This window comes from Rhodobium gokarnense (assembly GCF_025961475.1).
GTDB lineage: Bacteria > Pseudomonadota > Alphaproteobacteria > Rhizobiales > Rhodobiaceae > Rhodobium > Rhodobium gokarnense.
On the sequence record NZ_JAOQNS010000009.1, the window covers coordinates 1 to 26,221 of the forward strand.

22 protein-coding genes are annotated in these 26,221 nt (G+C 65.6%); 17 read left to right on the plus strand and 5 right to left on the minus strand.

Translation table 11 applies throughout. The features are described from left to right. Positions 1-590 precede the first annotated feature (590 nt). Positions 591-1,460: a prephenate dehydratase gene (locus tag M2319_RS15390; RefSeq protein WP_264602356.1), complete on the minus strand. Its 870-nt coding sequence runs from the start codon at positions 1,458-1,460 to the stop codon at positions 591-593. 29 nt (positions 1,461-1,489) lie between these two features. Beyond that, positions 1,490-2,221, minus strand: coding sequence for a 3-deoxy-manno-octulosonate cytidylyltransferase (locus tag M2319_RS15395; RefSeq protein WP_264602357.1), 732 nt, complete (start codon positions 2,219-2,221; stop codon positions 1,490-1,492). 206 nt (positions 2,222-2,427) lie between these two features. On the opposite strand from M2319_RS15395, the gene M2319_RS15400 reads away from it, so the two are divergent. The 17 genes from M2319_RS15400 to lpdA all read left to right on the plus strand — a co-directional run bounded on the left by M2319_RS15400 (position 2,428) and on the right by lpdA (position 24,064). Continuing rightward, positions 2,428-3,234, plus strand: a complete 807-nt coding sequence (locus M2319_RS15400) for a c-type cytochrome (RefSeq protein WP_264602358.1) — start codon at positions 2,428-2,430, stop codon at positions 3,232-3,234. 240 nt (positions 3,235-3,474) lie between these two features. Further along, complete coding sequence (locus M2319_RS15405; protein WP_264602359.1) at positions 3,475-5,361, plus strand: extracellular solute-binding protein; 1,887 nt, start codon at positions 3,475-3,477, stop codon at positions 5,359-5,361. Continuing rightward, a complete protein-coding gene (locus tag M2319_RS15410; RefSeq protein WP_319801788.1) occupies positions 5,358-7,262 on the plus strand; it encodes an extracellular solute-binding protein in 1,905 nt (634 codons plus the stop codon). Before M2319_RS15405 ends, M2319_RS15410 begins: the two co-directional genes overlap by 4 nt. Before the next feature lie 36 nt (positions 7,263-7,298). After that, positions 7,299-8,411 (plus strand): microcin C ABC transporter permease YejB, encoded by a 1,113-nt coding sequence (locus tag M2319_RS15415; RefSeq protein WP_264602360.1) that lies wholly within the window; start codon positions 7,299-7,301, stop codon positions 8,409-8,411. A 5-nt stretch (positions 8,412-8,416) separates the two neighbouring features. After that, the gene (locus tag M2319_RS15420) at positions 8,417-9,568 is read left to right on the plus strand and encodes an ABC transporter permease (protein ID WP_264602361.1); all 1,152 of its coding nucleotides are present in this window, start codon (positions 8,417-8,419) and stop codon (positions 9,566-9,568) included. 18 nt (positions 9,569-9,586) lie between these two features. Then, entirely contained in the window at positions 9,587-9,820 is a 234-nt protein-coding gene (locus M2319_RS15425; protein WP_264602362.1) for a hypothetical protein, read from the plus strand. Further along, positions 9,813-10,319 carry a type II toxin-antitoxin system VapC family toxin gene (locus M2319_RS15430; RefSeq protein WP_264602363.1) on the plus strand — a complete coding sequence of 169 codons (507 nt, stop codon included), beginning with the start codon at positions 9,813-9,815 and terminating at the stop codon, positions 10,317-10,319. The genes M2319_RS15425 and M2319_RS15430 overlap by 8 nt, the downstream gene beginning before the upstream one ends. After that, positions 10,316-11,947 carry an ABC transporter ATP-binding protein gene (locus tag M2319_RS15435; RefSeq protein WP_264602364.1) on the plus strand — a complete coding sequence of 544 codons (1,632 nt, stop codon included), beginning with the start codon at positions 10,316-10,318 and terminating at the stop codon, positions 11,945-11,947. The genes M2319_RS15430 and M2319_RS15435 overlap by 4 nt, the downstream gene beginning before the upstream one ends. Positions 11,948-11,956: 9 nt before the next feature. Beyond that, complete coding sequence (locus tag M2319_RS15440; protein ID WP_264602365.1) at positions 11,957-12,730, plus strand: molybdopterin-synthase adenylyltransferase MoeB; 774 nt, start codon at positions 11,957-11,959, stop codon at positions 12,728-12,730. 248 nt (positions 12,731-12,978) lie between these two features. Continuing rightward, positions 12,979-13,296 (plus strand): hypothetical protein, encoded by a 318-nt coding sequence (locus tag M2319_RS15445; protein WP_264602366.1) that lies wholly within the window; start codon positions 12,979-12,981, stop codon positions 13,294-13,296. Between the two features lie 215 nt (positions 13,297-13,511). Further along, positions 13,512-14,669 carry a cell division protein ZapE gene (gene zapE, locus M2319_RS15450; RefSeq protein WP_264602529.1) on the plus strand — a complete coding sequence of 386 codons (1,158 nt, stop codon included), beginning with the start codon at positions 13,512-13,514 and terminating at the stop codon, positions 14,667-14,669. Positions 14,670-14,894: 225 nt separating this feature from the next. Then, positions 14,895-15,857 carry a malate dehydrogenase gene (gene mdh / locus M2319_RS15455; RefSeq protein ID WP_111435216.1) on the plus strand — a complete coding sequence of 321 codons (963 nt, stop codon included), beginning with the start codon at positions 14,895-14,897 and terminating at the stop codon, positions 15,855-15,857. Then, positions 15,854-17,107, plus strand: coding sequence for an ADP-forming succinate--CoA ligase subunit beta (gene sucC, locus M2319_RS15460; RefSeq protein WP_264602530.1), 1,254 nt, complete (start codon positions 15,854-15,856; stop codon positions 17,105-17,107). The genes mdh and sucC overlap by 4 nt, the downstream gene beginning before the upstream one ends. Continuing rightward, the gene (gene sucD / locus M2319_RS15465) at positions 17,107-18,012 is read left to right on the plus strand and encodes a succinate--CoA ligase subunit alpha (protein WP_264602367.1); all 906 of its coding nucleotides are present in this window, start codon (positions 17,107-17,109) and stop codon (positions 18,010-18,012) included. Before sucC ends, sucD begins: the two co-directional genes overlap by 1 nt. Before the next feature lie 191 nt (positions 18,013-18,203). After that, positions 18,204-21,185 (plus strand): 2-oxoglutarate dehydrogenase E1 component, encoded by a 2,982-nt coding sequence (locus M2319_RS15470; protein ID WP_264602368.1) that lies wholly within the window; start codon positions 18,204-18,206, stop codon positions 21,183-21,185. Positions 21,186-21,245: 60 nt separating this feature from the next. Next, positions 21,246-22,514, plus strand: a complete 1,269-nt coding sequence (gene odhB, locus M2319_RS15475) for a 2-oxoglutarate dehydrogenase complex dihydrolipoyllysine-residue succinyltransferase (protein WP_264602369.1) — start codon at positions 21,246-21,248, stop codon at positions 22,512-22,514. Between the two features lie 146 nt (positions 22,515-22,660). Next, positions 22,661-24,064: a dihydrolipoyl dehydrogenase gene (lpdA, locus tag M2319_RS15480; RefSeq protein ID WP_264602370.1), complete on the plus strand. Its 1,404-nt coding sequence runs from the start codon at positions 22,661-22,663 to the stop codon at positions 24,062-24,064. 237 nt (positions 24,065-24,301) lie between these two features. Here the strand turns inward: lpdA and M2319_RS15485 are convergent, their stop codons facing one another. From M2319_RS15485 to M2319_RS15495, 3 genes are all read right to left on the minus strand, one after another. After that, complete coding sequence (locus tag M2319_RS15485; protein WP_264602371.1) at positions 24,302-24,511, minus strand: hypothetical protein; 210 nt, start codon at positions 24,509-24,511, stop codon at positions 24,302-24,304. Between the two features lie 184 nt (positions 24,512-24,695). Further along, positions 24,696-25,124, minus strand: coding sequence for a hypothetical protein (locus M2319_RS15490; RefSeq protein ID WP_264602372.1), 429 nt, complete (start codon positions 25,122-25,124; stop codon positions 24,696-24,698). A 69-nt stretch (positions 25,125-25,193) separates the two neighbouring features. After that, entirely contained in the window at positions 25,194-26,132 is a 939-nt protein-coding gene (locus M2319_RS15495) for a tyrosine recombinase XerC (protein ID WP_264602373.1), read from the minus strand. Positions 26,133-26,221: the final 89 nt, after the last annotated feature.

The following is a 26,221-nucleotide window of genomic DNA, read 5'->3' on the forward strand; positions in this document are numbered from 1 at the left end:
GCCGGGTCCGGAGCGGCCGCCCCGGACCCGGCATCGCCATCTGCGGCGACACAACAATCCTAACCAACTTCAAACAGACAATTGCGAGGAGGCCGCAAGGCCGACGCGGCAATCCATCGGACGTTGGCGTTCATTTGGATGCGCTCGCTGAACACGCAGCCGTCACCCCGGCCCCCGAGCCGGGCCTATTGCCCCCATCTGCACGGTATGTCGTTCACAGTCGGAATGATGCCCGGCCGAGGGTCAACACCCGCAAAAAGAACCGCGCAGGGCTACCGTTGTCGATGGGGGCAATGGGTCCCGGCTCTCCGCTACGCTCCGGCCGGGATGACGACGGTGTGTGACGCCGGGACAATCGAGCCCAACGGGCTCGCAAGGCCGAACGGCCGCCCGAGCGGATGCGAGGCCCGTCGGAGGCCAGTGAGCGTCGGCGAACGCTCGGCCGTGAGACAAAAAACTCGCCGCCCTCGCGGAGCCATGAACAAAGCGAACCGAGTGCAACATCGAAGCCGTCAGGCTTCGCAAGGCCGAACGGCCGCCGGCGCTGATGCGCCGCCCCCGCGGAGGCTAGCGAGCGAAAACAAGTCCCCCTAATCCCGCTCCATCCGCCGGAACGGGTGGGCCGGGTAGACGCCGAGAATCTTCATGTGGCTGGAGAAGAACTGAGCCTCCTCCAGGGCGAGCGCGACACTGCGCTCGTCGGGGTGGCCCTCGATGTCGGCGTAGAACTGGGTGGCGTTGAAGGTGCCGCCGACCATGTAGCTTTCCAGCTTGACCATGTTGACGCCGTTGGTGGCGAAGCCGCCCATGGCCTTGTAGAGCGCGGCCGGCACGTTGCGGACCCGGAAGAAGAAGGTGGTGATCGCCGGCCCGTTGAGGGAATCGGCCTCGATCTTCTGGCGCGACAGGATCAGGAACCGGGTGGTGTTGTGTTCGGCGTCCTCGATGTTGCGAGCAAGGATCTCAAGGCCGTATTCCGCCGCCGCCAGTTCCGAGCCGATGGCGCCTTCGGTGGGGTTGCCCTGTTCCGCGATCAGCGCCGCCGAGCCGGCCGTGTCGGCATGGATCAGCGCCTTCAGCCCGTGCTTCTTGAGGAATTTGCGGCACTGGCCGAGCGCCACGGTGTGGCTGTGCACGGCCTTCAGGTCTTTCAGCGTCGCGCCCTTCGGCGCCATCAATTGCAGGCGGATGCGCACGAAATGCTCGCCGATGATGTAGAGGCCCGATTCCGGCAGCAGGTGGTGCACGTCGGCGACCCGTCCGTAGAGCGAATTGTCGACCGGGATCATCGCCCGCTTCGCCGTGCCCTGCTTGACCGCCTGGAAGGCGTCCTCGAAGGTCGCGCAGGGCAACACCTCCATGCCCGGAAACACCTCCTCGCAGGCCTGGTGGGAAAAGGCGCCGAGTTCGCCCTGGAAGGCGATGCAGTCGTTGCTGTCGAGGGAAGTGTCGTTGGTCATGGCGGGTCTTTCGTTGCGGGCGGGGGCCGTCAGCCGAGCGCGGCGCGGGCGCGCTCCAGGTCGGCGGGAGTATCTACGCCGAGCGGCACCGTATCGACAAGGGCAACGTCGATCCGCATGCCATCTTCCAGGGCCCGGAGCTGTTCCAGCTTCTCGCGCTTTTCCAAAGTGCTCTGCGGCAACGAGACGAACCGCTCCAGCGCCGCGCGGCGATAAGTATAGAGGCCGATATGGTGGTAGAGCGGGCCCTCGCCATGGGGTGCGGTGGCCCTGGTGAAATAGAGCGCGCGCATGCGCCCGGGCGCCACCTCCGTGCCGACCATCTTGACGACGTTCGGATTGTCGCGCTCCTCGGCGACGGTGATTTCGGTGGCGAGCGTCGCGATGTCCACCTCCGGCGTCTCCAGCGGCCGGAAACAGGCCCGGATCGCCTCCGGCTCGATGGTCGGCAGGTCGCCCTGGACGTTGACGATAACGGAATGCCGGCCCTCCGGATCGACCTTGCCGATCGCCTCGAAGATGCGGTCGGAGCCGGACTGGTGGCCGGGATCGGTCAGCACGGCCTTTCCGCCCGCGGCCGTCACCGCCTCAAGGATGCGGACGTCATCGCAGGCGACCACGACCGGGCCGATCTCCGCCTCCATTGCCCGCCGCCAGACCTGGACGATCATCGGCTGGCCGGCAATGTCGGCGAGCGGTTTGCCCGGCAGCCGCGTGGAACTCATGCGGGCCGGAACGAGGACGAGCGCGGATGCAGACATTAAATAATCCGAATATGTTGTTTTTCCGTGACAGTCCCGCCGTTTATACTATGGACAAGCTTCGGGCAAAGCCTGTAGTTTCCGGCTGCGCAAAAACGCGTACCGCCACGCCATCGCCTGTCCGAAGGCTGCGTAAAACAAATAAGTGACGCTAGGGGAAACAGTAGCGGTCGAGCTCAGCGGCCGCCGACTGGAGCGAAGAATTCATGGACTCATTCACAATCAACAAGGTCATCGGCAGCCTGCTGGCGACGCTGTTCGTGCTGTTCGGACTGTCGTTCATCGCCGAGTTTATCTTCCACGAGCCGGCGCCGGAAACGCCGGGCTACGCCATTGCGGTGCCGGAGCCCAGCGACGAACCGGCCGCCCCTGCCGAGGAGGCGCCGAAGGCGGACGTGCTGGCGATGATCGCCGATGCCGATCCGGCCGCCGGCGAGAAGGTCGCCAAGAAATGCGCGGCCTGCCACACCTTCGAGGAGGGCGGCGACAACAAGGTCGGGCCGAACCTTTACGGCATCGTCGGCCGCAAGCCCGGCGCCCATGAAGGCTTTTCCTACTCCAACGCCGTCCACGACTACGGCGCGGAGCATGACTGGACCTACGCCAACCTCAATGCCTATCTGCACAATCCGAAGGAAGCGGTGCCCGGCAACAAGATGTCCTTTGCCGGCCTGAAGAAGCCCGAGGACCGGGCGGATATCCTCGCCTATCTGCGCACGCTCGCGGCAACGCCGGCGCCGCTGCCGGAAGTGGCGAGCGACGAAGCACCGGCAGAAGAGCCGGCCGCCGAGGGCGCGTCAGAAGAGGCCGCACCGGCAGCCGACAGCGCTTCCGAGACCCCGGCCGATGAGCCCGCCGCGGCGGAGAGTTCCGACGCCCCGGCAGAGCAGCCCGCGGCCGAGGAAAGCTCCCCCGACAGCTCCCCTGATAGCTCCTCCGATAGCTCCGGGGAGACGTCCGGTGAGGCGGCTGGCGACGGCGATGCCCCGGCCGCGGAAGAAAAGACCGAATAGGCCGGGCGCCTTTTCGACAAGAATCGATCGAAGGCCGGGCCTCTGTGTCCGGCCTTTGTCGTTTCATGGACCCGAACCGGCAGCCTGACGGCGTCGAGGCGAGCCTCGCGCGCCCGTTTCGCCTTAATTTTTCGTCATTTTGCGATTTCCCGGTGTCCTTTGGCGGCACCGGTTTCTATCTTAGCTTTCAGAATCCGGCCCTTTGGGTCGGCAAAGCCATTGGAAGGACCGGGTGCATTCATGACGTTGTCACGGGCTCTCACTGCCGCTCTCGTCGGGTTTCTCGCGATCGGGGCGGCGACCGCCCCTGCCGACACCGCCCATGCCGACGACGCCCAATCCGGTAAGGCCCCGCCCTGGCGCCACGCAACGGCGCTGATCGGGGAGCCGAAGCGGCCCGAAGGCTTCAAGCAGTTCGACTACGTCAATCCGGATGCGCCCAAGGGCGGCATCGTCCGGCTCTCCTCCATCGGCTCCTTCGACAGCTTCAACCCGATCCTGTCCAAGGGCGATGCCGCGCCCGGCATCCTTCTGATCTACGAATCCCTCGCCGCGACCGCCCTCGACGAGGCCGACACCTCGACCATGTACGGCCAAATCGCCGAGGCGCTGCAATATCCGGACGACTATGCCTGGGTGAAATACCGCCTGCGCCCCGAGGCGCGCTGGCATGACGGCAAGCCGATCACGCCGGAGGACGTGGTCTGGAGCTTCGAGAAGACCATCGAGCTCAATCCCGGCCAGCGCTTCTACTACAGCCACGTCACAAAGGCCGAGGTGACCGGCGAGCACGAGGTGACCTTCACCTTCGACCAGACCGGAAACCGCGAGCTGCCGCATATCGTCGGCCAGCTCACCGTGCTGCCGAAGCACTGGTGGACGGGTACCGACGCCAACGGCAACACGCGCGATATCTCCAAGACCACCCTTGAGCCGCCGGTCGGCTCCGGCCCCTACAGGATCGGCACATTCGATGCCGGGCGCTCGATTACCTACCAGCGCGTCGACGACTACTGGGGCAAGGACCTGCCCTTCGGCATCGGCCAGAACAATTTCGACGAGATCCGCTACGAGGTGTTCCTCGACCGCACCGTCCTCCTGGAAGCCTTCAAGGGCGACCAGTACGACTGGCGCAGCGAGAACTCGGCGAAGGCCTGGGCCACCGGCTACGACTTCCCGGCGGTGCGCGACGGCCGGGTCGTGCTGGAGAAATTCCCGGACAAGGCCTCGGGCATCATGCAGGCCTTCGTGCCGAATCTCCGGCTGGAAAAGTTTTCTGACTGGCGGGTGCGCCGCGCCCTCAATCTCGCCTGGGACTTCGAGACCGCGAACCGGACCCTTTTCTATAACGAGTACAAGCGCATCGATTCCTATTTCGCGGGCACCAAGCTCGCCTCCTCCGGCGTGCCGGAGGGCCGCGAGCTGGAGATCCTGGAGGAGGTGCGCGGGCTCGTGCCGGACGAGCTCTTCACCGAGCCCTACAGCAATCCGGTGGCGGGCGATCCGACGAAGCTGCGGCAGAACCTGCGCGAAGCCTTGCGGCTCCTGAAGGAGGCCGGCTGGGAGTTCAAGGGGCGCCAGCTCGTCAATACCAAGACCGGCGAGCCCTTCACGATCGAATATCTCGGCATCGATCCGGACTTTGAACGCATCGTCCTGCCCTATGCCCAGAACCTGAAGAAGATCGGCATCGAGCTGAAGATGCGCATCGTCGACACCTCGCAATACATCAACCGGCTGCGCTCCTTCGATTTCGAGATGATCACCTTCTCCTGGCCGGAGAGTCTGTCGCCCGGCAACGAGCAGCGCGACTTCTGGGGCTCTGAGGCGGCAAGCAACCCGGCCTCGCGCAACTTCGCCGGCATCAAGGACGAGGCCGTCGACAAGATGATCGAGCGGGTGATCTTCGCCAAGGACCGCGCGGACCTGGTCGCCGCGACCCACGCCCTCGACCGCGTGCTCCTGTGGAACAACTTCATGACGCCGCAATACTATGTCGACTACGACCGCACCGCCCGCTGGGACCGGTTCGGCCGGCCGCAGACCCTGCCGGAATTCACCCACGGCTTTCCGACCATCTGGTGGTACGACGAGGAAAAGGCCGAAAAGACGGGCAAGCCCTCGTGAGCGGCGCCAGGACGACCCGCGCCACGCCCGGCATGCCCGGCATCGACCGCCGCACCCTGATGAAGCTGACGGCGGGCACGGCTGTCGCTGCGTTGTTGCCAGCCGGTGCCAGAGCCGCCGGGGCAGCGGAGGCGACCGGCCTGCACGGCCTCTCGGTCTTCGGCGACCTTGGCTATCCGCCGGATTTTGCCCATTTCACCTATGTCCGCCCGGACGCGCCGAAGGGCGGAAGGATGAGCTTCCGCCCGCCCTCCTGGGCCTACAACCAGAACCCCCAGACCTTCAACACGCTGCATTCCTTCGTGCTGAAGGGCGATGCGCCACCGCGCATGGAGATGACCTTCACCCGGCTGATGACCCGGGCCTATGACGAGCCGGACGCGGTCTATGGCGAGCTCGCCGAGACCGTCGACATCCTGGAGGACGGCAATCTCTACCGCTTCCATCTGAGGCCGAATGCCATCCACCACGACGGCAGCCCGCTCACGGCCGAGGACGTCGCCTTTTCCCTCAACATCCTGAAGGAAAAGGGCCATCCGCTGGTCAGCCAGACCATCGAGGAGATGGCGAGCGTGGAGGCCGAGGACGAACTGACGACCCTTGTCCGCTTTTCCGGCAAGCAGACCCGCAAGCTGCCGCTGATCGTCGCCGATCTGCCGATCTTCTCAAAGGCCTGGTGGGACGGCCGCGATTTCACCGCCTCGACCCTCGACGTGCCGCTCGGCTGCGGGCCCTACAAGGTCGGCGACTTCCAGGCCGGCCGCTATATCGAATATGAGCGGGTCAGGGACTGGTGGGGCAACGACGCGCCGTCGGCCGTCGGCCACAACAATTTCGACCGCATCCGCGTCGACTTCTATCGCGACCGCACGGTCGCCTTCGAGGCCTTCAAGAAGGGCAACACGCGCATCTTCGAGACCTTCATCGCCAAGACCTGGGCGACCGGCTTCGATTTTCCGGCCTTCCACGCCAAGAAGGTGATCAAGAAGGAGTTCCCGGACCTGACGCCGGCGGGCGCCCAGGGCTGGTTCTTCAACACCCGGCGCGAAAAATTCGCCGATCCGCGCACCCGCGAGGCGATCGGCCTTGCCTTCGATTTCGAATGGACCAACGCCAACCTCTTTTACGGCAGCTATGTGCGCACCGAGTCCTTCTTCGAGAATTCGCCGATGAAGGCGGAGGGCCCGCCGTCCGCCGAAGAACTGGAACTCCTGGAGCCGTTCCGCGACAGCCTGCCGGAAGAGGTCTTCGGCGAGCCCTGGATGCCGCCGGTCACCGACGGCTCCGGCCGCGACCGCTCGCTGCTGCGCCGGGCGGTTCAGCTCCTCACTGACGCCGGCTGGACCCGCCGCGACGGCGCGCTCGTCGACAAGGACGGCAATGCGCTCACCATCGAGTTCATGACCAACGCGCCGACCTTCGAGCGCGTACTGCAGCCCTATGTGGACAATCTCCGCCTCATCGGCGTTCCGGCCTCTATCCGCCTCGTCGATGCGGCCCAGTACCAGGCCCGCCTCGACGGCTTCGATTTCGACGCGGTCGGCCGGCGCTTCACCCTTGAGGCGACGCCGGGCGAGGGCATCCGCCAGATGTTTTCCTCGCGCTCGGCGATGGTCGACGGCTCCAACAACCTTGCCGGCATCCGCCAGCCGGCCGTTGATGCGCTGGTCGAAAAGCTGATCCATGCGAAGAGCCGCGAGGCGATGACGACCGCAGCCCGCGCCCTCGACCGGGTCTTGCGCGCCGGCCGCTACTGGGTGCCGAACTGGTACAAGCCCGTCCACACCGTCGCCCTGTGGGACGAATATGGCTGGCCGGAAACCAAACCCCGTTACGAGTTTCCCGTCGAGACCACCTGGTGGTACGACGAGGAAAAGGCCGCAAGGCTTGATTCGCAATAAAGATCACCGCACCGGAAACGGACGAACGGCAACGTAATGGGCGCCTATATCCTCCGCCGACTGCTGCTGATGATCCCGACCATCCTCGGGATCATGCTGGTCAGCTTCCTCGTCATCCAGTTCGCCCCCGGCGGTCCGGTCGAAAAGGTCATCGCCCAGCTCACCGGCACCGACGTTTCCGCCACCGCGCGTTTCGGTGGCGGGGCGGGCGGCGATTTCGGCGGCGCCCAGCCGGGCTCCCAGGCCGGCGGCGAGGCGGTGACGTCGAAATATCGCGGCGCCCAGGGGCTCGATCCGGAATTCATCAAGGAGCTGGAAAAGCAGTTCGGCTTCGACAAGCCGGCCTATGAGCGCTTCGGCCTGATGATCTGGAACTACGCCCGCTTCGATTTCGGCGACAGCTATTTCCGGGACGTTTCCGTCATCGACCTGATCCTGGAAAAGATGCCGGTCTCCATCTCCCTCGGGCTGTGGATGACGCTCTTGTCCTATTCCATCTCGATCCCGCTCGGCATCGCCAAGGCGGTGCGGGACGGCACCCGGTTCGACATCTGGACGAGCGCCGTCGTCATCGTCGGCTACGCCATCCCCGGCTTCCTCTTTGCCGTCTTGCTGATCGTGCTCTTTGCCGGCGGCTCCTTCTTCGACTGGTTCCCCTTAAGGGGCCTCACCTCGGAGAACTGGGAGGAATTGAGCTGGCCGGCGCGCATCCTCGACTATTTCTGGCACCTCGTCCTGCCGCTGACGGCCCTGGCGCTGTCGGCCTTTGCAACGACGACGCTCCTGACCAAGAACTCGTTCCTCGACGAGATCCGCAAGCAATACGTCATGACGGCGCGGGCCAAGGGCCTGACCGAGCGCCAGGTGCTCTACGGCCACGTCTTCAGGAACGCCATGCTGATCGTCATCGCCGGCTTTCCCGGCGCCTTCATCAGTGCCTTCTTCGCCGGTTCGCTGCTGATCGAGCAGATCTTCTCGTTGGACGGCCTGGGGCTGCTCGGCTTTGAATCGGTGATCAACCGCGACTACCCGATCGTCTTTGCCACCCTCTACATCTTCTCGCTGATGGGGCTTCTGGTGAACCTTCTCACCGACCTGATCTACACGGTCATCGATCCCAGGATCGATTTCGAAAGCCGGGAGGTCTGAGGGCGATGGACGCAACGACCCCGGAACAGACCGCACCGGCCGTGGAGGCGCAAAAGGGCCGCTTTCAGCTCTCGCCGCTGAACGCCCGGCGCTGGTCCAACTTCAAGGCCCACAAGCGGGGCTACTGGTCGCTCTGGATTTTCCTCGTCCTCTTCGTCCTGACGCTGCTCGCCGAATTCATCGCCAACGACCGCCCGCTCCTCGTCTATTTCAAGGGCGAGGTGCTGGCGCCGGTGTTGTTCGATTACCCGGAGGACATGTTCGGCGGCTTTTACGCGATTGCGGACTACCGCGATCCCTACATCCAGAACAACATCAAGGCCGAAGGCTGGATACTCTGGCCGCCGATCCGCTACTCCTACCGCACGGTGAACAACGAGATTCCGGTGCCGGCACCCTCGCCGCCGGCGATCTTCCTCGACCGCAAGGAGCTCTGCCAGAAATATCCGAAGGGCGTGGAAGACCCCAACTGCACCTTCGGCAACTTCAACTGGGCCGGCACGGACGACCAGGGCCGCGACGTGGTCGCGCGGCTGATCTACGGCTTTAGGATATCGGTCCTCTTCGGCCTGGTGCTGACCATCTGCTCCTCGGTGATCGGCGTTGCCGCCGGCGCGGTCCAGGGCTATTTCGGCGGCTGGACGGACCTTTTGTTCCAGCGCTTCATCGAGATATGGACCTCGATTCCGTCCCTCTACCTGCTGCTGATCATTTCCAGCGTGCTGGTGCCGAGCTTCTGGGTGCTGCTCGGGATCCTCCTGCTGTTCTCCTGGGTGGCGCTGGTCGGCGTGGTGCGCGCGGAGTTCCTGCGCGGCCGCAATTTCGAATACATCAACGCCGCCCGCGCCCTCGGCGTCTCCAACGCCACCATCATGTGGCGCCACCTGCTGCCGAACGCCATGGTCGCGACCCTGACCTTCATGCCGTTCATCCTCAACGGCTCGATCACCACGCTGACCTCGCTCGACTTCCTCGGCTTCGGCCTGCCCCCCGGCTCGCCCTCGCTCGGCGAACTCCTCGCCCAGGGCAAGCGCAACATCGAGGCCCCCTGGCTCGGGCTGATGGGCTTTTTCGTGATATCCTTGATGCTGTCGCTCCTCATCTTCGTCGGCGAAGCCGTCCGCGACGCCTTCGATCCGCGCAAGACGTTCATTTGAGGGGCGGGAGGAAGTCTCATGAACAGGATCGTCCACAAGGACCACTATCCCGTCGACAAGCTGCCCGACGACCTGAAGCCGGACCTGCCGGCCGGAAGCCATGTCAGGATCACCGTCGAGGCGGAAGAGCCAAAGCCGAAACCGACCATGACTCTCGAGGAACTATTCACCGCTGTTCCGCCGGAGGAGCGTCTGTCGCGCGAAGAGATTGACGAGCATATCCGCAGGGAACGGGATGCCTGGGATGACTGAGGGCGTGGAGCCTCCGATCTACCTCGACACCAACGTCTTCATCTATGCTCTGGAAGGTGCCGGAGACGCTGCTGTTCCGGCCCAACGTCTCATTGAATATCTGAGGGAAAACGAAGGCCGCGGAGTGACAAGTGAACTGACCTTAGCCGAAGCCGCATTTTCCAAAAGATTGACGCCGCGCGAAATCGAGCGGCAGCGACAGGAGGGCAAGCCGCCTCGACGATTCGCCGGAAAGCGCTCCTACTATGAGCTTCTGCTCTCCAGCGGTGTGGTCACCCTTGAACCTGTTTCGCGGGCGGTCCTTGAAGAGACGATCGAACTGCGTCAGGCGCAAAGCGCGAAGGTGAAACTTCCCGATGCCATCCACCTTGCGACTGCGGTGCTCAGCCGATGCCGCTATTTCGTTACCGGCGACAAGCAAATCCGCGTCCCGGGCCAGATGACGAAGCTCGATGTCTTCGGTGAATTGAGCGAGATGATCGAGAGAGATTTCCATTGAGTTCCGACCCCCTCCTTTCCATCCAGGACCTGTCGGTCAACTTCTCCCAGTCCGGGCGGGTGACGGAGGCCGTCAGGCACGTCTCCTTCGACATCGCCAAGGGCGAGACCGTGGCGCTGGTCGGCGAATCCGGCTCCGGCAAGTCGGTGACGGCGCTCTCCATCCTGAAGCTGTTGCCCTATCCCTCCGCGTCGCATCCGAATGGAAAGATCCTCTTCCGCGGCGAGGACATCCTCGACAATGACGAGCGGGACCTGAGACGCGTGCGCGGCGACGACATCGCGATGATCTTCCAGGAGCCGATGACCTCGCTCAATCCGCTGCACACGGTGGAGCGCCAGGTCGGCGAGATCCTGAAAATCCACCGCGGTATGAGCGACCGCGCCGCCCGCGAGCGGGTGCTGCAGCTCCTCCACCAGGTCCGCATCAAGGACCCGGAATCCCGCCTTGGCGCCTATCCGCACCAGCTCTCCGGCGGCCAGCGCCAGCGCGTCATGATCGCCATGGCGCTCGCCAACGAGCCGGACCTCCTGATCGCCGACGAGCCGACGACGGCGCTGGACGTTACCGTGCAGGCCGAAATCCTCGCTCTCCTGAAGGAGTTGCAGGAAAAGCGCGGCATGGCGATGCTGTTCATCACCCACGATCTCGGCATCGTCCGCAAGGTCTCGGACCGGGTCTGCGTCATGACCGGCGGCGAGATCGTGGAGGAAAACCCGGTCGAGGAGATCTTCGAGCGCCCGCAGCACCCCTATACCAGGCACCTGCTCGCCGCCGAACCGAAGGGCCGCCCGCCGGCCCGCGACGATCACGCGCCCATCGTCGTCGAAGCGGACGACGTCAAGGTCTGGTTCCCGATCCGGCGTGGCCTGATGCGCAAGACCGTCGGCCACATCAAGGCCGTCGACGGCATCGACGTCACCGTCCGCGAGGGCCAGACGCTCGGCGTCGTCGGCGAATCCGGCTCCGGCAAGACGACGCTGGGCCTGGCGCTGCTGCGCCTCATCTCCTCCGAAGGCCGCGTCGTCTTCCTCGGCCGCGACATCCAGGGCTGGAACTGGAAGAAGATGCGGCCCCTGCGGCGCGACATGCAGATCGTCTTCCAGGACCCCTACGGCTCGCTCAGCCCGCGGCTACCGGTCGGCGACATCGTCGCCGAGGGCCTTGCCATCCACGCCCCGCACCTCTCCGCCGCCGAACGCGACGCCAAGGTCGCGAGCGTCCTCAAGGAGGTCGGCCTCGACCCGTCGACCCGCCACCGCTATCCGCACGAATTCTCCGGCGGCCAGCGCCAGCGCATCTCGATCGCAAGGGCGATGGTGCTGGAGCCCAAATTCGTCATGCTCGACGAGCCGACCTCGGCGCTCGACATGAGCGTCCAGGCCCAGGTCGTCGACCTGCTGCGCACGCTCCAGGAGCGCCACAGCCTCGCCTATCTGTTCATCTCCCACGACCTGAAGGTGGTCCGCGCGCTCGCCAATGACGTTATCGTCATGCGCGCCGGCGAGGTGGTGGAGTCGGGTCCGGCCGAGGAGATTTTCGACCGGCCGCAAACCGACTATACCAAGACGCTGATGGCCGCCGCCTTCCACCTGGAAACGGCCGACGGCCGCGTACATGTGGAGTAGGCGTCGAAAATGACCTTTTCCAAGGAAGAGCTGGAGCGCTACGCGCGCCATATCGTGCTGGCCGATGTCGGCGGGCCGGGCCAGCAGAAGCTCGCCGCGAGCAAGGTGCTGGTGGTCGGCGCCGGCGGGTTGGGGGCCCCGGTTCTGGTCTATCTGGCGGCGGCCGGCATCGGAACGCTCGGCACGGTCGACGACGACGTGGTCTCGCTCTCCAATCTGCAGCGCCAGGTGATCCACGACACCGACGCCGTCGGCATTAAGAAGGTGGAAAGCGCCGCAAGGTCGATCGCCCGCATCAATCCGAACGTCGCGGTCGAGACCCATCCGCTGCGCCTTGAGGACGCCAACGCCGACGACATCATCGGTGCCTACGACATCGTCGTCGACGGCACCGACAATTTCGCCACCCGCTACCGCCTGGCCGACCGCTGCGAAGCGCTGGAAAAGCCGCTGGTGACGGCGGCCGTCGGCACCTTCGACGGCTCCATCACCACGCTCGTGCCGTTCATGGACGGCCCGGACGGCGGCAAGAACCCGCGCTACCGGGATCTCTTCCCGTCACCGCCGCCGGACGGGCTGCTGCCGACTTGCGCTGAGGCCGGCGTCCTCGGCGCGCTCACCGGCGTCATCGGATCGCTGCAGGCGCTGGAAGTCATCAAGCTGATCGCCGGCGTCGGCGAGCCGCTCATCGGCAAGCTCCTCCTGTTCGACGCCCGCTCCATGCGGTTCGAGACCATCGGCTATGCCCGCGCGCCCGAAAAGGCCGGCGCCTCCTCCCGATAGGCCCGCGGGGCGCGGACGGCAGAGCCCCGGGCATTTTCCGGCGCCATGGCACCCGTCCGCGCGTATAAACATTATCCTTACGTACACGGAATTTCTTTTGCCGCTTTTAAGAACTCGTTAACCGAACGCCCGCCAACATGCTCCATCGGCCTCGCCAACGGTCCGCGATATCCCGCCTCCTCCCAGGCCGGGATGGGTCGCCGACCAAGGGTTGAAAGCGAGGCGACATGCGAACCGAGGAGACCGCCATGCTCTCGATACTGGCGAACCGGTTCGGCATCTGCGCGCTCGCTGCCGCGTTTGTATCCCTGTCTTCGGCGGCCATCGCTCAAGGTGTCGTTCCCTGCGGCGACCGGGAAACGGTCGTCGGAATGCTGGCCAAACGCTACCAGGAGACGCCGCGCGCCATGGGCCTTGCCTCGCGCTCCGGCGTCATGGAGATCTACGTCTCCAAGACAGGATCCTGGACGGTGCTGATGACCAATACGTCGGGCCGTACCTGCATGATCGCCGTCGGCGAGAATTGGGAAGACCTGAAGCGCATAAGCCTCGATCCGGCTGCCTGAGGGCGGCCGGACGCCCGGCGGCGCCGGTCCCGGAAAAGTGGTAACCTTGATGCCGTTCGGGGCGCGGCGAATAGCGGCTATGCGGGCGTGCGCCTTGCATGGCGCCGGCAAAGGGTCTATCGGTGCAGCCAGCGTCGCGGCCTCTCCCGGCCGCGCCGTGCCCGCCATGTTGCCGATACCCGGAGCCCGTTACGGTGAGTGAAGGCCTGCCGCTTATGCCGACCGTGGCCGAGCGCTACGATGCGCTCGTGCGGGCCGGCGAAATCGAGCGCGACGCGGCCCAGGCCGCCCTGGTCGCCCGGTTCGACAAGCTCTGCGAAGACCTCGCCGAGAGCCGCCTTGCCACCAAGAAGAGCGCGCTCGGCTGGCTGTTCGGCCGCACCGCGCCGAAGGCGTCCACGGTGCACGGGGTTTACGTATGGGGAAAGGTCGGGCGCGGCAAGACCATGCTCATGGACCTTCTGTTCGACCTCGCCCCGGTCAAGCGCAAGCGGCGCAGCCATTTCCACGAGTTCATGGCCGACATCCACGAGCGCGTCCATGCCTTCCGCCAGAAGGTCAAGGATGGCGCGGTCAAGGATGCCGATCCGATCCCGCCGATCGCCGATGCCATTGCCGAAGACACGCGGCTGCTGTGCTTCGACGAATTCTCCGTCACCGACATCGCCGATGCGATGATCCTGCGCCGGCTTTTCACCGACCTGTTCGAGCGCGGCGTTGTCGTGGTCGCCACCTCCAACGTCGATCCTGACGACCTCTACAGGGACGGCCTCAACCGCCAGTTCTTCGAGCCCTTCATCCCGCTCCTCAAGGAGCATGTGGACGTCGTCCGGCTCGATTCGCGCACCGACTACCGGCTGGAGATGATGTCCGGCGAGCCGATCTACTTCACGCCGCTCGGCGAGGAAGCGGATGCGGCCATGGACCATATGTGGCAGCGCCTGTCCGGCGGTGGCCACGAGCGGGCCGAGCGGCTGGAAAACAAGGGCCGCTGGATCGAAATCCCCCGGGTCTCCCACGGCATCGCCCGCATCCCCTTCGCCGACCTCTGCGAAAAGCCGCTCGGCGCGGCCGACTATCTGCGGCTCGCCCACGCCTACCACACGGTTTTTCTTGAGAACGTGCCGGTGCTGCCGGCGGCCAAGCGCAACGAGGCCAAGCGTTTCATCATGCTGGTCGACGCGCTCTATGACGCCCGCGTCAAGCTGGTGGTCTCGGCCGCCGCCGAGCCGACGGAGCTCTACAGGGCGGCGACGGGCACGGAAGCCTTCGAGTTCGACCGCACCGTCTCGCGCCTCATAGAGATGCGCTCGGCCGACTACATCGCCCTGCCGCACAGCGCCGTCGAAGAGGCGGTCGACGCCGCTTCCTGATACGGCAGGCCGCCGGCGCGGGCCTGCGGCGCCCCGCCGCGGCAATGGTCGTAAACTTAAGAAAAACCGAATATTCATCGAATGGGCACGGAACCGCCGCCGGCCCATGATTCTTTCGTTATTTTGCCGCGTCTTCACTTGAACCGACTGCCCATTCGGAGTAGGGACACCTGAAGAGTGAAAGTTTACGCTATATCTACTTTACGTAAAGGGAAGCAAACGACAATGGCGCGCAACAAGATTGCTCTTATCGGCTCGGGTATGATCGGCGGAACGCTGGCTCACCTGGCCGGGTTGAAGGACCTGGGCGACGTCGTCCTGTTCGACATCGCCGAGGGAATGCCCCAGGGCAAGGCCCTCGACCTCGCCGAATCCTCGCCCGTCGAAGGCTTCGACGCAGCGCTCTCCGGCACCCAGGACTATTCCGGGATCGCCGGCGCCGACGTCGTCATCGTCACCGCCGGCGTGCCGCGCAAGCCCGGCATGAGCCGCGACGACCTCCTTGGAATTAACCTGAAGGTCATGGCCTCGGTCGGCGCCGGCATCAAGGAGCACGCCCCCGACGCCTTCGTCGTCTGCATCACCAACCCGCTCGATGCCATGGTCTGGGCGCTGCAGAAGTTCTCGGGCCTGCCCAAGAACATGGTCGTCGGCATGGCCGGCGTGCTGGACTCCGCCCGCTTCCGCTATTTCCTCGCCGAGGAGTTCGGCGTTTCCGTGGAAGACGTCACCGCCTTCGTCCTCGGCGGCCACGGCGACACCATGGTGCCGCTGCCGCGCTACTCCACCGTCGCCGGCATTCCGCTGCCGGACCTCATCAAGATGGGCTGGACCACCGAGGAGAAGCTGGAAGAGATCGTCCAGCGCACCCGCGACGGCGGCGCCGAGATCGTCGGCCTGTTGAAGACCGGCTCGGCCTTCTACGCCCCGGCCGCCTCCGGCATCGCCATGGCCGAAGCTTACCTTAAGGACAAGAAGCGCGTCCTGCCCTGCGCCGCCTATTGCAGCGGCCAGTACGGCGTCGACGGCGTCTATGTCGGCGTGCCGATCGTCATCGGTGCCGGCGGCGTCGAAAAGATCGTCGAGATCGAGCTTCAGGGCGCCGAGCAGGAAGGCTTCGACAAGTCGGTCAATGCGGTGAAGGGCCTGATCGAGGCCTGCCAGCAGATCGAGCCGTCGCTCGCCTGACGGGTTTTCGCAGACAACCAGAACACACTTCCGCAAGAGGGAGCGAACGGATGAATATCCACGAATACCAGGCCAAGGCCCTGTTGAAGGGTTTTGGGGCGCCGGTGGCAAGCGGCGTGCCGATCTTCACGCCCGGTGAGGCGGAGGCCGCCGCCAACACGCTCGGCGGCCCGCTCTGGGTGGTCAAGAGCCAGATCCATGCCGGCGGCCGCGGCAAGGGCAAGTTCAAGGAAGCCTCGGCCGGCGACAAGGGCGGCGTACGGCTCGCCAAGTCGGTCGAGGAGGTCAGGGAATTCGCCGGCCAGATGCTCGGCGCGACCCTCGTCACCAAGCAGACCGGCCCGGCCGGCAAGGTCGTCAACCGCCTCTATATCGAGGACGGCGCCGACATCGCCACCGAGCTCTACCTCTCGCTCCTCGTCGACCGCACCGTCGGCCGCGTCGCCTTCGTCGCCTCGACGGAAGGCGGCATGGACATCGAGACCGTCGCCGAGGAGACCCCGGACAAGATCCACACCATCCCGATCGACCCGGAAGCTGGCGTCACCGACGCCGATGCCGAAAAGGTCGCCGACGCGCTCGGCCTTGAGGGCGTCGCCAAGACCGAGGGCAAGGAGCTTGCCGGCATCCTCTACAAGGCCTTCACCGAGAAGGACATGAGCCTCTTGGAGATCAATCCGTTGATCGTCATGAAGGATGGCCATATCCGGGTGCTCGATGCCAAGGTCTCCTTCGACGGCAACGCGCTGTTCCGCCATGACGACGTCATGGAGCTGCGCGACCTCACCGAAGAGGACGACAAGGAGATCGAAGCCTCCAAGCACGATCTCGCCTATGTGGCGCTCGACGGCAATATCGGCTGCATGGTCAACGGCGCCGGCCTGGCCATGGCGACCATGGACATCATCAAGCTCTACGGCGCCGAGCCGGCGAACTTCCTCGATGTCGGCGGCGGCGCCTCGGCCGAAAAGGTCACCGCGGCGTTCAAGATCATCACCGCCGATCCCAACGTGAAGGGCATCCTGGTCAACATCTTCGGCGGCATCATGCGCTGCGACGTGATCGCCGAGGGCGTCATCAAGGCGGTCAAGGAAGTCGGCCTCAAGGTGCCGCTGGTCGTTCGCCTGGAAGGCACCAACGTGGAAAAGGGCAAGGAGATCCTCAACGGCTCCGGCCTCGACGTCATCGCCGCCGACGACCTCGACGACGCGGCAAAGAAAATCGTCAAAGCCGTGGAGGGGACTGCGTAATGTCCATTCTCGTCGACAAGAACACCAAGGTCCTGGTCCAGGGCCTGACCGGCAAGACCGGCACCTTCCACACCGAGCAGGCGCTCGCCTATTACGGCACCCAGATGGTCGGCGGCATCCACCCCAAGAAGGGTGGCCAGACCTGGGGCGACGTTGAGGGCGGCGCCGAGCTGCCGATCTTCGCCTCCGTTGCCGAGGGCAAGGAAAAGACCGGCGCCAACGCCACGGTCGTCTATGTGCCGCCGGCGGGCGCCGGTGCCGCGATCATCGAGGCCATCGAGGCCGAGATCCCGCTCATCGTCTGCATCACCGAGGGCATCCCGGTGATGGACATGGTCAAGGTCAAGGCCCGGCTCGACCGCTCCAGCTCCCGGCTCCTCGGCCCGAACTGCCCGGGCGTGCTGACGCCGGAAGAGTGCAAGATCGGCATCATGCCGGGCTCGATCTTCAAGAAGGGCAATGTCGGCATCGTCTCGCGCTCCGGCACGCTGACCTATGAGGCCGTGTTCCAGACCACCAATGAGGGCCTCGGCCAGACCACGGCCGTCGGCATCGGCGGCGACCCGGTCAAGGGCACCGAGTTCATCGACATGCTGGAGATGTTCCTCGCCGACGACGAGACCCAGTCCATCGTCATGATCGGCGAGATCGGCGGCTCGGCCGAAGAGGACGCCGCCCAGTTCATCGCCGACGAGGCCAAGAAGGGCCGCAGTAAGCCGATGGTCGGCTTCATCGCCGGCCGCACGGCGCCTCCGGGCCGCACCATGGGCCATGCCGGCGCCGTCATCTCCGGCGGCAAGGGCGGCGCAGAAGACAAGATCGCGGCGATGGAAGCGGCCGGCATCCGCATCTCCCCGTCGCCGGCACAGCTCGGCACGACGCTGGTCGACCTGCTGAAAGGCTAAAAAAAACAACGAGCCGGGCTTTTTCAAAAGAAAAGCCCGGCCATATACCAAATGTCTAGGATTGTTCCAGGAAACTGCCGGACCGCCCGATGGTCCGGAGGACACGTCCGGGGCAGGAGGCAACTCAAGGAGGGAGACGCGGCATGGGGCCGCGTCGACGAGCATACGGAGCGGGCATCCCCGCATCAGCCATGGCACGCCAGGACGCGAACAAGGCCTTCGCACAGACGTCGTTTCTCTATGGCGGCAACGCCGCCTATCTGGAAGATCTTTACGCCCGCTATCAGGAAGAGCCCGCAACGCTCGACGATGCCTGGCAGGATTTCTTCGAAGACCTCAAGGACGAGCGCCAGAACGTCCTGAAGGAGGCCAAGGGCGCCTCCTGGAAACGGGGCGACTGGCCGGTGCCGCTGAACGGCGAGCTGGTCTCGGCCCTCGACGGCGACTGGGCCCCGGCCCAGCAGCGCATCGAGACCAAGGTCAAGGAAGCGGCGCACAAGCGCGGCGTGGAACTGACCGACGCCGACGTCTACCAGACGACGCGCGATTCCATCCGCGCCCTGATGATGATCCGCGCCTACCGCATCCGCGGCCATCTCCATGCCGACCTCGATCCCCTCGGCCTCCAGGTCCGTCCCGACCACGAGGAGCTCGACCCGCGCTCCTACGGGCTGATGGAGGAGGACTGGGACCGCAAGATCTTCCTCGACTACGTGCTCGGCCTGGAATTCGCCACCGTCCGCGAGATGATGGCGATCCTGAAGCGCACCTACTGCTCGACCTTCGCCGTTGAGTTCATGCACATCTCCGTGCCGGAGCAGAAGGGCTGGATCCAGGAGCGCATCGAGGGTCCGGACAAGGGCGTCGCCTTCACCGACATGGGCAAGGTGGCGATCCTCAACAAGCTGATCGAGGCCGAAGGCTTCGAGCGCTTCATCGACGTCAAATACACCGGCACCAAGCGCTTCGGCCTCGACGGCGGCGAATCCGTCGTCCCGGCGCTGGAACAGATCATCAAGCGCGGCGGCCACCTGGGCGTCCGCGAGATCGTCCTCGGCATGGCCCATCGCGGCCGTCTCAACGTGCTCGCCCAGGTCATGGGCAAGCCGCACCGGGCGATCTTCCACGAGTTCAAGGGCGGCTCGATCCACCCCGACGACGTCGAGGGGTCCGGTGACGTCAAGTACCACCTCGGCGCCTCCTCGGACCGCGAGTTCGACGGTAACCGGGTGCACCTGTCGCTGACCGCCAACCCCTCGCACCTTGAGATCGTCGACCCGGTGGTGCTCGGCAAGGTCCGCGCCAAGCAGGACCAGTACGCCGACCAGCCGCGCGGCGAGACCGTGCCGCTGGAACAGCGCGCCCGCGTCATGCCGCTCCTCATCCACGGCGATGCGGCCTTCGCCGGCCAGGGCGTCGTGCCGGAATCCCTCGGCCTGTCGGCCCTGAAGGGCCACCGCACCGCCGGCTCGATCCACGTCATCATCAACAACCAGATCGGCTTCACCACCAATCCGCGCTTCTCGCGCTCCTCGCCGTACCCCTCGGACGTCGCCAAGATGGTCGAGGCGCCGATCTTCCACGTCAATGGCGACGACCCGGAAGCGGTGGTCTACGCCGCCAAGGTGGCGACGGAATTCCGCCAGCTCTTCAAGAAGCCGGTCGTCATCGACATGTTCTGCTACCGGCGCCACGGCCACAATGAGGGCGACGAGCCGTCCTTCACCCAGCCGCTGATGTACCGCAAGATCCGCGAGCATCCGCGCACCACGGACATCTATTCCGAAAAGCTCGTGTCCGAGGGCCTCGTCACCACCGACGAGGTCGAGGGCATGCGGGCCCGCTGGCGCGAGCATCTCGATGCGGAGTTCGAGGCCGGCAGCTCCTACCGCCCGAACAAGGCCGACTGGCTCGACGGCCGCTGGACCGGCATCAAGCAGGCCCAGGCGATCGACGATCCGCGCCGCGGCAAGACCGGCGTCGTCAAGGACGAGCTGCGCGAGATCGGCGAGAAGATCACCGAGATCCCGGAGGGCTTCAAGGCCCACCGCACTATCCAGCGGTTCCTAAACAACCGCCGCAAGGCGCTGGAATCCGGCGAGAACATCGACTGGGCGACCGCCGAGGCACTGGCCTTTGCCTCCCTCGTCAAGGAGGGCCACCCGGTGCGCCTGTCCGGCCAGGACGTGGAGCGCGGCACCTTTTCCCAGCGCCATTCGGTGATCTACGACCAGGAGACCGAGGAGCGCTACAGCCCGCTGTCGGCCTTCGACGAGGGAGGCGCCCGCTACGAGGTCATCAACTCGATGCTCTCCGAGGAAGCGGTGCTCGGCTTCGAATACGGCTATTCGCTGGCCGAGCCGAACGCGCTGACCCTCTGGGAGGCCCAGTTCGGCGACTTCGCCAACGGCGCCCAGGTCGTCATCGACCAGTTCCTGTCGTCGGGCGAGCGCAAATGGCTGCGCATGTCGGGCCTCGCCCTGCTGTTGCCGCACGGCTATGAGGGCCAGGGCCCGGAACACTCCTCGGCCCGCCTGGAGCGCTACCTGCAGCTCTGCGCCGAAGACAACATGCAGGTTGCCGCCTGTACGACGCCGGCCAACTACTTCCACATCCTGCGCCGCCAGCTCAACCGCGACTTCCGCAAGCCGCTGGTGCTGATGACGCCGAAGTCGCTGCTGCGCCACAAGCGCTGCGTCTCGCGGCTCGACGAGATGGCCGACGATTCCACCTTCCACCGCCTCCTGTGGGACGATGCCGAGCTGCACCCCGGGGAATCGGTCAAGCTCGCCGCCGACGACAAGATGCGCCGCGTCGTGCTGTCCTCCGGCAAGGTCTATTACGACCTCTTTGAGGAGCGCGAGCGGCGCGGCATCGACGACGTCTACCTGTTGCGCGTCGAGCAGCTCTATCCGTTCCCGACCAAGGCGCTGCTGCAGGAGCTTTCCCGCTTCCCGCAGGCGGAGGTGATCTGGTGCCAGGAAGAGCCCAAGAACATGGGCTCCTGGTACTTTATCCAGCCCTATGTGGAATGGGTTTTGAGCCAGATCGATGCCAAGCACCCGCGGCCGCGCTATGTCGGGCGCGCAGCGTCGGCGGCAACCGCCACCGGCCTGATGTCCAAGCACCTCGCCCAGCTCCAGGCATTCCTTGACGAGGCTTTTGCGGAATAGCGCGGCAGCCGCTGAATTCTGCCGACGCCATCCTTACCGAAGAAAAGAGACGAGACGAAAATGGCCACCGAAATCCGCGTACCGACCCTTGGCGAATCGGTCACCGAAGCGACGATTGCCCAGTGGTTCAAGAAACCCGGCGACGCGATTTCCGCCGACGAGCCGCTGGTCGAGCTTGAGACCGACAAAGTGACGATCGAGGTGCCGGCGCCCACGGCCGGCGTCCTCGGCGAGATCCTCGTCACCGACGGCGAGACCGTCGAGGTCGGCGCGCTCCTCGGCACCATCGGCGAAGGCGACGGCACTGCTGCCAAGGCCAAGCCGGCCGACAAGAAGGCCGAAGCGCAGAAAAGCTCCGAGCCCGCCAAGGCCGCCGAGCCCGCGAAAAAGGACGACGGCAAGGACGATGGGGCCATGCCGCCGTCGCCGGCCGCCAAGAAGCTGATGGAGGAAAAGGGCCTGTCCGCCTCCGACGTGGAAGGCTCCGGCAAGCGCGGCCAGATCCTGAAGGAAGACGTGCTGGCCGCCGCCGACAAGCCGGCCAAATCCGCGCCGGCTTCCACGCCGCAGACCAGCGCGCCGGCTCCGGAGCCGGTTTCCCTTCGCGTCACCCCGCCTGAGGACGATGAGGCCCGCGAGGAGCGGGTGCGGATGACCAAGCTGCGCCAGACCATCGCAAGGCGCCTCAAGGACGCCCAGAACACGGCGGCGATGCTGACCACCTTCAACGAGGTCGACATGGCCCCGGTGATGGCGCTCCGCAAGGAATACAAGGACCTCTTTGAGAAGAAGCACGGCGTCAAGCTCGGCTTCATGGGCTTCTTCGTGAAGGCCGTCTGCCACGCCCTGAAGGAGATCCCGGCAGTCAACGGCGAGATCGACGGCACCGACCTCGTCTACAAGAACTACTACCACGTCGGCGTTGCCGTCGGCACGGACAAGGGCCTGGTGGTCCCGGTGGTGCGCGATGCTGATCGGCTGTCGATCGCCGGCATCGAGCAGTCCATCGGCGACTTCGGCCGCCGCGCCAGGGACGGCAAGCTCGGCATCGAGGACATGCAGGGCGGCACCTTCACCATCTCCAATGGCGGCGTCTACGGCTCGCTGATGTCGACGCCGATCCTCAACGCGCCCCAGTCCGGCATCCTCGGCATGCACAAGATCCAGGAGCGGCCGATGGTCGTCGGCGGCCAGGTCGTGGTGCGGCCGATGATGTATCTGGCGCTCTCCTACGACCACCGCATCGTCGACGGCAAGGAAGCCGTCACCTTCCTGGTGCGGGTCAAGGAATCCATCGAGGATCCGCAGCGCCTGATCCTCGACCTCTAGACCCTGCCGGCGCGGCGCGATGGTCGCCGCCGCGCCGCGCCGGTCGCCTGTCGCCGGCGCCACACCTCCGTTGCGCCGGAAAAGTCTGTTAGCATTGATCTGACCATGCGGGCCGGACGGCCCGCCAAGCCGAAGGATTGCTTGGGATGACCTACGATCTCGTCGTCATCGGAACCGGCCCGGGGGGCTATGTCTGCGCGATCCGCGCCGCGCAACTGGGCATGAAGGTGGCCGTCGTCGAAAAGCGCGCCACCCATGGCGGCACCTGCCTCAATGTCGGCTGCATTCCCTCAAAGGCGATGCTGCACACCTCCGAACTGTTCGAGGAGGCGGCGCATTCCTTTGCCGGCTTCGGCATCAAGGTCGCCAAGCCGAAGCTCGACCTGCCGGCGATGATGAAGCACAAGCAGGAGACCATCGACGGCAATGTCGGCGGCATCGAATTCCTGTTCAAGAAGAACAAGATCACGGCCTTCCACGGCACCGGCCGCATCCTTTCCGCCGGCAAGGTCGAGGTCGCCCATGAGGACGGCTCGACCGAGATCGTGGAGACCCGCAACATCGTCATCGCCACCGGTTCCGACGTCGCCCGCCTGCCGGGCATCGAGATCGACGAGGAACAGGTGGTGTCCTCGACCGGAGCGCTGGCGCTCGACAAGGTGCCCGGCAAGATGATCGTCGTCGGCGCCGGCGTCATCGGCCTGGAGCTCGGCTCGGTCTGGCGCCGCCTCGGCGCCGAGGTCACGGTCGTGGAATTCCTCGACCGCATCCTGCCGGGCATGGACGGCGACGTCGCCAAGAACTTCCAGCGCATGCTGAAGAAGCAGGGCATGAAGTTCATGCTCTCTTCCAAGCTCGACGGCATCGACAAGAAGGGCAAGAAGCTCGTCGCCACCATCGAGCCGGCGGCCGGCGAGGCCGCGGCCGAGACCATCGAAGCCGACGTCATCCTCGTTGCCATCGGCCGGCGGCCCTACACCGAAGGCCTCGGCCTCGACGATGTCGGTGTTGCCCTCGACGACAAGGGCCGGGTCAAGACCGACGGCCACTTCAAGACCTCGGTCGACGGCATCTATGCCATCGGCGACGTGATCGCCGGTCCGATGCTCGCCCACAAGGCCGAGGACGAGGGCATCGCGCTCGCCGAACAGCTTTCCGGCCAGGCCGGCCACGTGAACTACGAGGTGATTCCGGCCGTCGTCTACACCATGCCGGAGGTCGCCTCGGTCGGGAAAACCGAAGAGGAGCTGAAGGAGGCCGGCACCGCCTATTCCGTCGGCAAGTTCCCGTTCAGCGCCAATGGTCGCGCCAAGGCCATGGCCCAGACCGAAGGCTTCGTGAAGGTGCTCGCCGACCAGAAGACCGACCGCGTCCTCGGCGTCCACATCGTCGGCGCCGGCGCCGGCGAGATGATCCACGAGGCGGCCGTCCTGATGGAGTTCGGTGGTTCCGCCGAGGACCTCGGCCGCACCTGCCACGCCCACCCGACCATGTCCGAAGCAGTCAAGGAAGCGGCACTCGCCGTCGACAACCGTCCGATCCACATGTGACGCGGCCCGGCGCGACCGTTGCGCCTGACCAACGGGCATTGATGTCCCCTCGGCCAACAAAAGCGCATTGACGACCTTCGGACCCACCGGCTCGGGGGATTTGGAAATCAGGGCGTTCCCGCGCGCACCATCGGCCCGGTCAATGCGCGTCCCTACAAAAAAAGCCGGGCCGTCGTTCGACGGCCCGGCTCTTTTTTCGGGACAGACTTTGGTTCAGGAGAAAGCGGACGCGGCCTGTTATTCGGCCGTCGGCGTCACGTCGCTGGTCGCCAGCGAATCCGACTTGGCGCCCTTGGAGCTCGGAAGCGGCGTGATCTGGGCCGACTTCATCGACTTGCCCTCATAGGACGCCGTGGTGTCGGTCTTGGAGTAGGGGCACGCAAGGGCGATCGAGGCGCTGAGCGCGAAAGCCGAAGCGGCGAGAAGCGTGGTGGTGGTGCGGATCATGGCAGTGCCTCCTGTCATGTGCCGGCCTGGAAGATGAAGCGCGCGGTCGGGGGGCGCAGACGAATTGCCGGACTGCGTCAAAAAGTATCATGACGCATCTTTGGGCGACAAATCACAGATTGTTTAGCTGCCGGCCGGGCCTCGCCATCCGGGCATGGGCAGCGGTCCCGCCCGCGCGGATCGATCAGTCCCGTTCCAGCACCACCCTGTAGTGCTCGTCGGCCTTGCGCGTGTCGTGATAGGTGACCATCACGTCGACCTGCATGCGGTGGCCGTAGGCATGCAGCGTCACGTAGCGGGTGCCGAAGAATACCTCGAAGGCGGCGTAGAGCCGTGCCTGGTCGAGTCGCTGACCCGGCGCCCAGCCCCAGGTGCAGTCGCGGGGCGAGCACTCGCTCTTGGCCCGGACGCGCCAGTTGCCCTCAAAGCGGCCCCGGACGCATTCATATTCGACTTCGATGGAGGAGATCACGCCGACCCGCGGCCGCGGGTGGACCCAGGTACCGACTTCCGGCGGCATCTCGCAGTCCTTGGCTTCGGCGCTGGCCGGCATCGCCACCGGCAGGGCCAGCAGGGCGGCGGCGAACATCGCGCTCTTTGCAAATGGTGTCATCGGTCTGTCCCCGACGGAGCGTCCCGGCCTCCCCCACCTTGGGCCGGAAAAAGACCCGTCCTTTCGTTGTCAGGCCCGCGGATGTGCCTTCTGGTAGATGTCGAGGAGCCTGTCGCTTTCGACCGCGGTGTAGATCTGGGTGGTCGACAGGCTGGCGTGGCCGAGCAGTTCCTGGATTGCCCGGAGGTCTCCGCCGGCGCTGAGAAGATGCGTGGCGAAGGAGTGGCGAAGGGCATGCGGCGTCGCGGTCTCGGCAAGGCCGAGCGCGCCGCGCAGCCGCTGGACGGCGATCTGGATGATGCGCGGCGACAGCGGCCCGCCGCGCGCACCGACAAAGAGCGGCCCGTCCTCGGCAAGCGCATAGGGGCAGAGCTTCAGATAGGCCGCAACCGCCTCGCGCGTTGCGGCGAGCACCGGCACCAGGCGGGTCTTGCCGCCCTTGCCGGTCACCCGCAGCGACTCGACGGTATCGACCGGCGCCTCGGCGCGGGAAAGGCCGAGGGCTTCGGAGATGCGCAGGCCCGAGCCGTAGAGCAGCGACAGAACGGCCGCGTTGCGCACGGCGATCCAGGGCTCCTCGTCGAGCGCCTCGTCGGCATCGACCATGCGCCGCGCCGAGGCCGCCGCGATCGGCTTGGGCAACGTCTTGGGCTGTTTCGGCGTGCGGATCGCCTTCAGTGCCGCGGCGTTGGCAAGGCCCTTCCGCTCCAGGAAGGAAAAGAACGAGCGCACGCCGGCAAGCGCCCGGCCCATGGAGCGCGGACCCGCCCCGGCGCGCCGCCGGTCGGCGAGGAAGCCGCGGAAATCGGCCGGTTTCAGGTCGGCAATGTCGGCAATGCCCGGCGCGCCGCCGAGATGCAGCGTCAGGAAGGAGAGGAGCTGGCGGACGTCGCGCTCATAGGCCTCGACCGTCTTTGCCGCAAGCCGCCGCGTGCCGGCGAGGTGGGCGAGCCAGGCGGTCACCTCCGCAGCAAGGTCGGGTCTGGCGGTGATCAGCGGCGCTGCCATGTCTCCTTCCGCAGTTTTATACCAAGTATACAATCAAGACGGGCACGTTGGCGCGTCTACGCCTTTGCAGATCAAGAGGTTACACCAGC

What these genes read in the sequence shown, in the direction of transcription:
- M2319_RS15390 (WP_264602356.1), bottom strand. Translation starts at nt 1,460, where the DNA reads ATGACCAACGACACTTCCCTCGACAGCAACGACTGCATCGCCTTCCAG.
- M2319_RS15395 (WP_264602357.1), bottom strand. Translation starts at nt 2,221, where the DNA reads ATGTCTGCATCCGCGCTCGTCCTCGTTCCGGCCCGCATGAGTTCCACG.
- M2319_RS15400 (WP_264602358.1), top strand. Translation starts at nt 2,428, where the DNA reads ATGGACTCATTCACAATCAACAAGGTCATCGGCAGCCTGCTGGCGACG.
- M2319_RS15405 (WP_264602359.1), top strand. Translation starts at nt 3,475, where the DNA reads ATGACGTTGTCACGGGCTCTCACTGCCGCTCTCGTCGGGTTTCTCGCG.
- M2319_RS15415 (WP_264602360.1), top strand. Translation starts at nt 7,299, where the DNA reads ATGGGCGCCTATATCCTCCGCCGACTGCTGCTGATGATCCCGACCATC.
- M2319_RS15420 (WP_264602361.1), top strand. Translation starts at nt 8,417, where the DNA reads ATGGACGCAACGACCCCGGAACAGACCGCACCGGCCGTGGAGGCGCAA.
- M2319_RS15425 (WP_264602362.1), top strand. Translation starts at nt 9,587, where the DNA reads ATGAACAGGATCGTCCACAAGGACCACTATCCCGTCGACAAGCTGCCC.
- M2319_RS15430 (WP_264602363.1), top strand. Translation starts at nt 9,813, where the DNA reads ATGACTGAGGGCGTGGAGCCTCCGATCTACCTCGACACCAACGTCTTC.
- M2319_RS15440 (WP_264602365.1), top strand. Translation starts at nt 11,957, where the DNA reads ATGACCTTTTCCAAGGAAGAGCTGGAGCGCTACGCGCGCCATATCGTG.
- M2319_RS15445 (WP_264602366.1), top strand. Translation starts at nt 12,979, where the DNA reads ATGCTCTCGATACTGGCGAACCGGTTCGGCATCTGCGCGCTCGCTGCC.
- zapE (WP_264602529.1), top strand. Translation starts at nt 13,512, where the DNA reads ATGCCGACCGTGGCCGAGCGCTACGATGCGCTCGTGCGGGCCGGCGAA.
- mdh (WP_111435216.1), top strand. Translation starts at nt 14,895, where the DNA reads ATGGCGCGCAACAAGATTGCTCTTATCGGCTCGGGTATGATCGGCGGA.
- sucD (WP_264602367.1), top strand. Translation starts at nt 17,107, where the DNA reads ATGTCCATTCTCGTCGACAAGAACACCAAGGTCCTGGTCCAGGGCCTG.
- M2319_RS15470 (WP_264602368.1), top strand. Translation starts at nt 18,204, where the DNA reads ATGGCACGCCAGGACGCGAACAAGGCCTTCGCACAGACGTCGTTTCTC.
- odhB (WP_264602369.1), top strand. Translation starts at nt 21,246, where the DNA reads ATGGCCACCGAAATCCGCGTACCGACCCTTGGCGAATCGGTCACCGAA.
- lpdA (WP_264602370.1), top strand. Translation starts at nt 22,661, where the DNA reads ATGACCTACGATCTCGTCGTCATCGGAACCGGCCCGGGGGGCTATGTC.
- M2319_RS15485 (WP_264602371.1), bottom strand. Translation starts at nt 24,511, where the DNA reads ATGATCCGCACCACCACCACGCTTCTCGCCGCTTCGGCTTTCGCGCTC.
- M2319_RS15490 (WP_264602372.1), bottom strand. Translation starts at nt 25,124, where the DNA reads ATGACACCATTTGCAAAGAGCGCGATGTTCGCCGCCGCCCTGCTGGCC.
- M2319_RS15495 (WP_264602373.1), bottom strand. Translation starts at nt 26,132, where the DNA reads ATGGCAGCGCCGCTGATCACCGCCAGACCCGACCTTGCTGCGGAGGTG.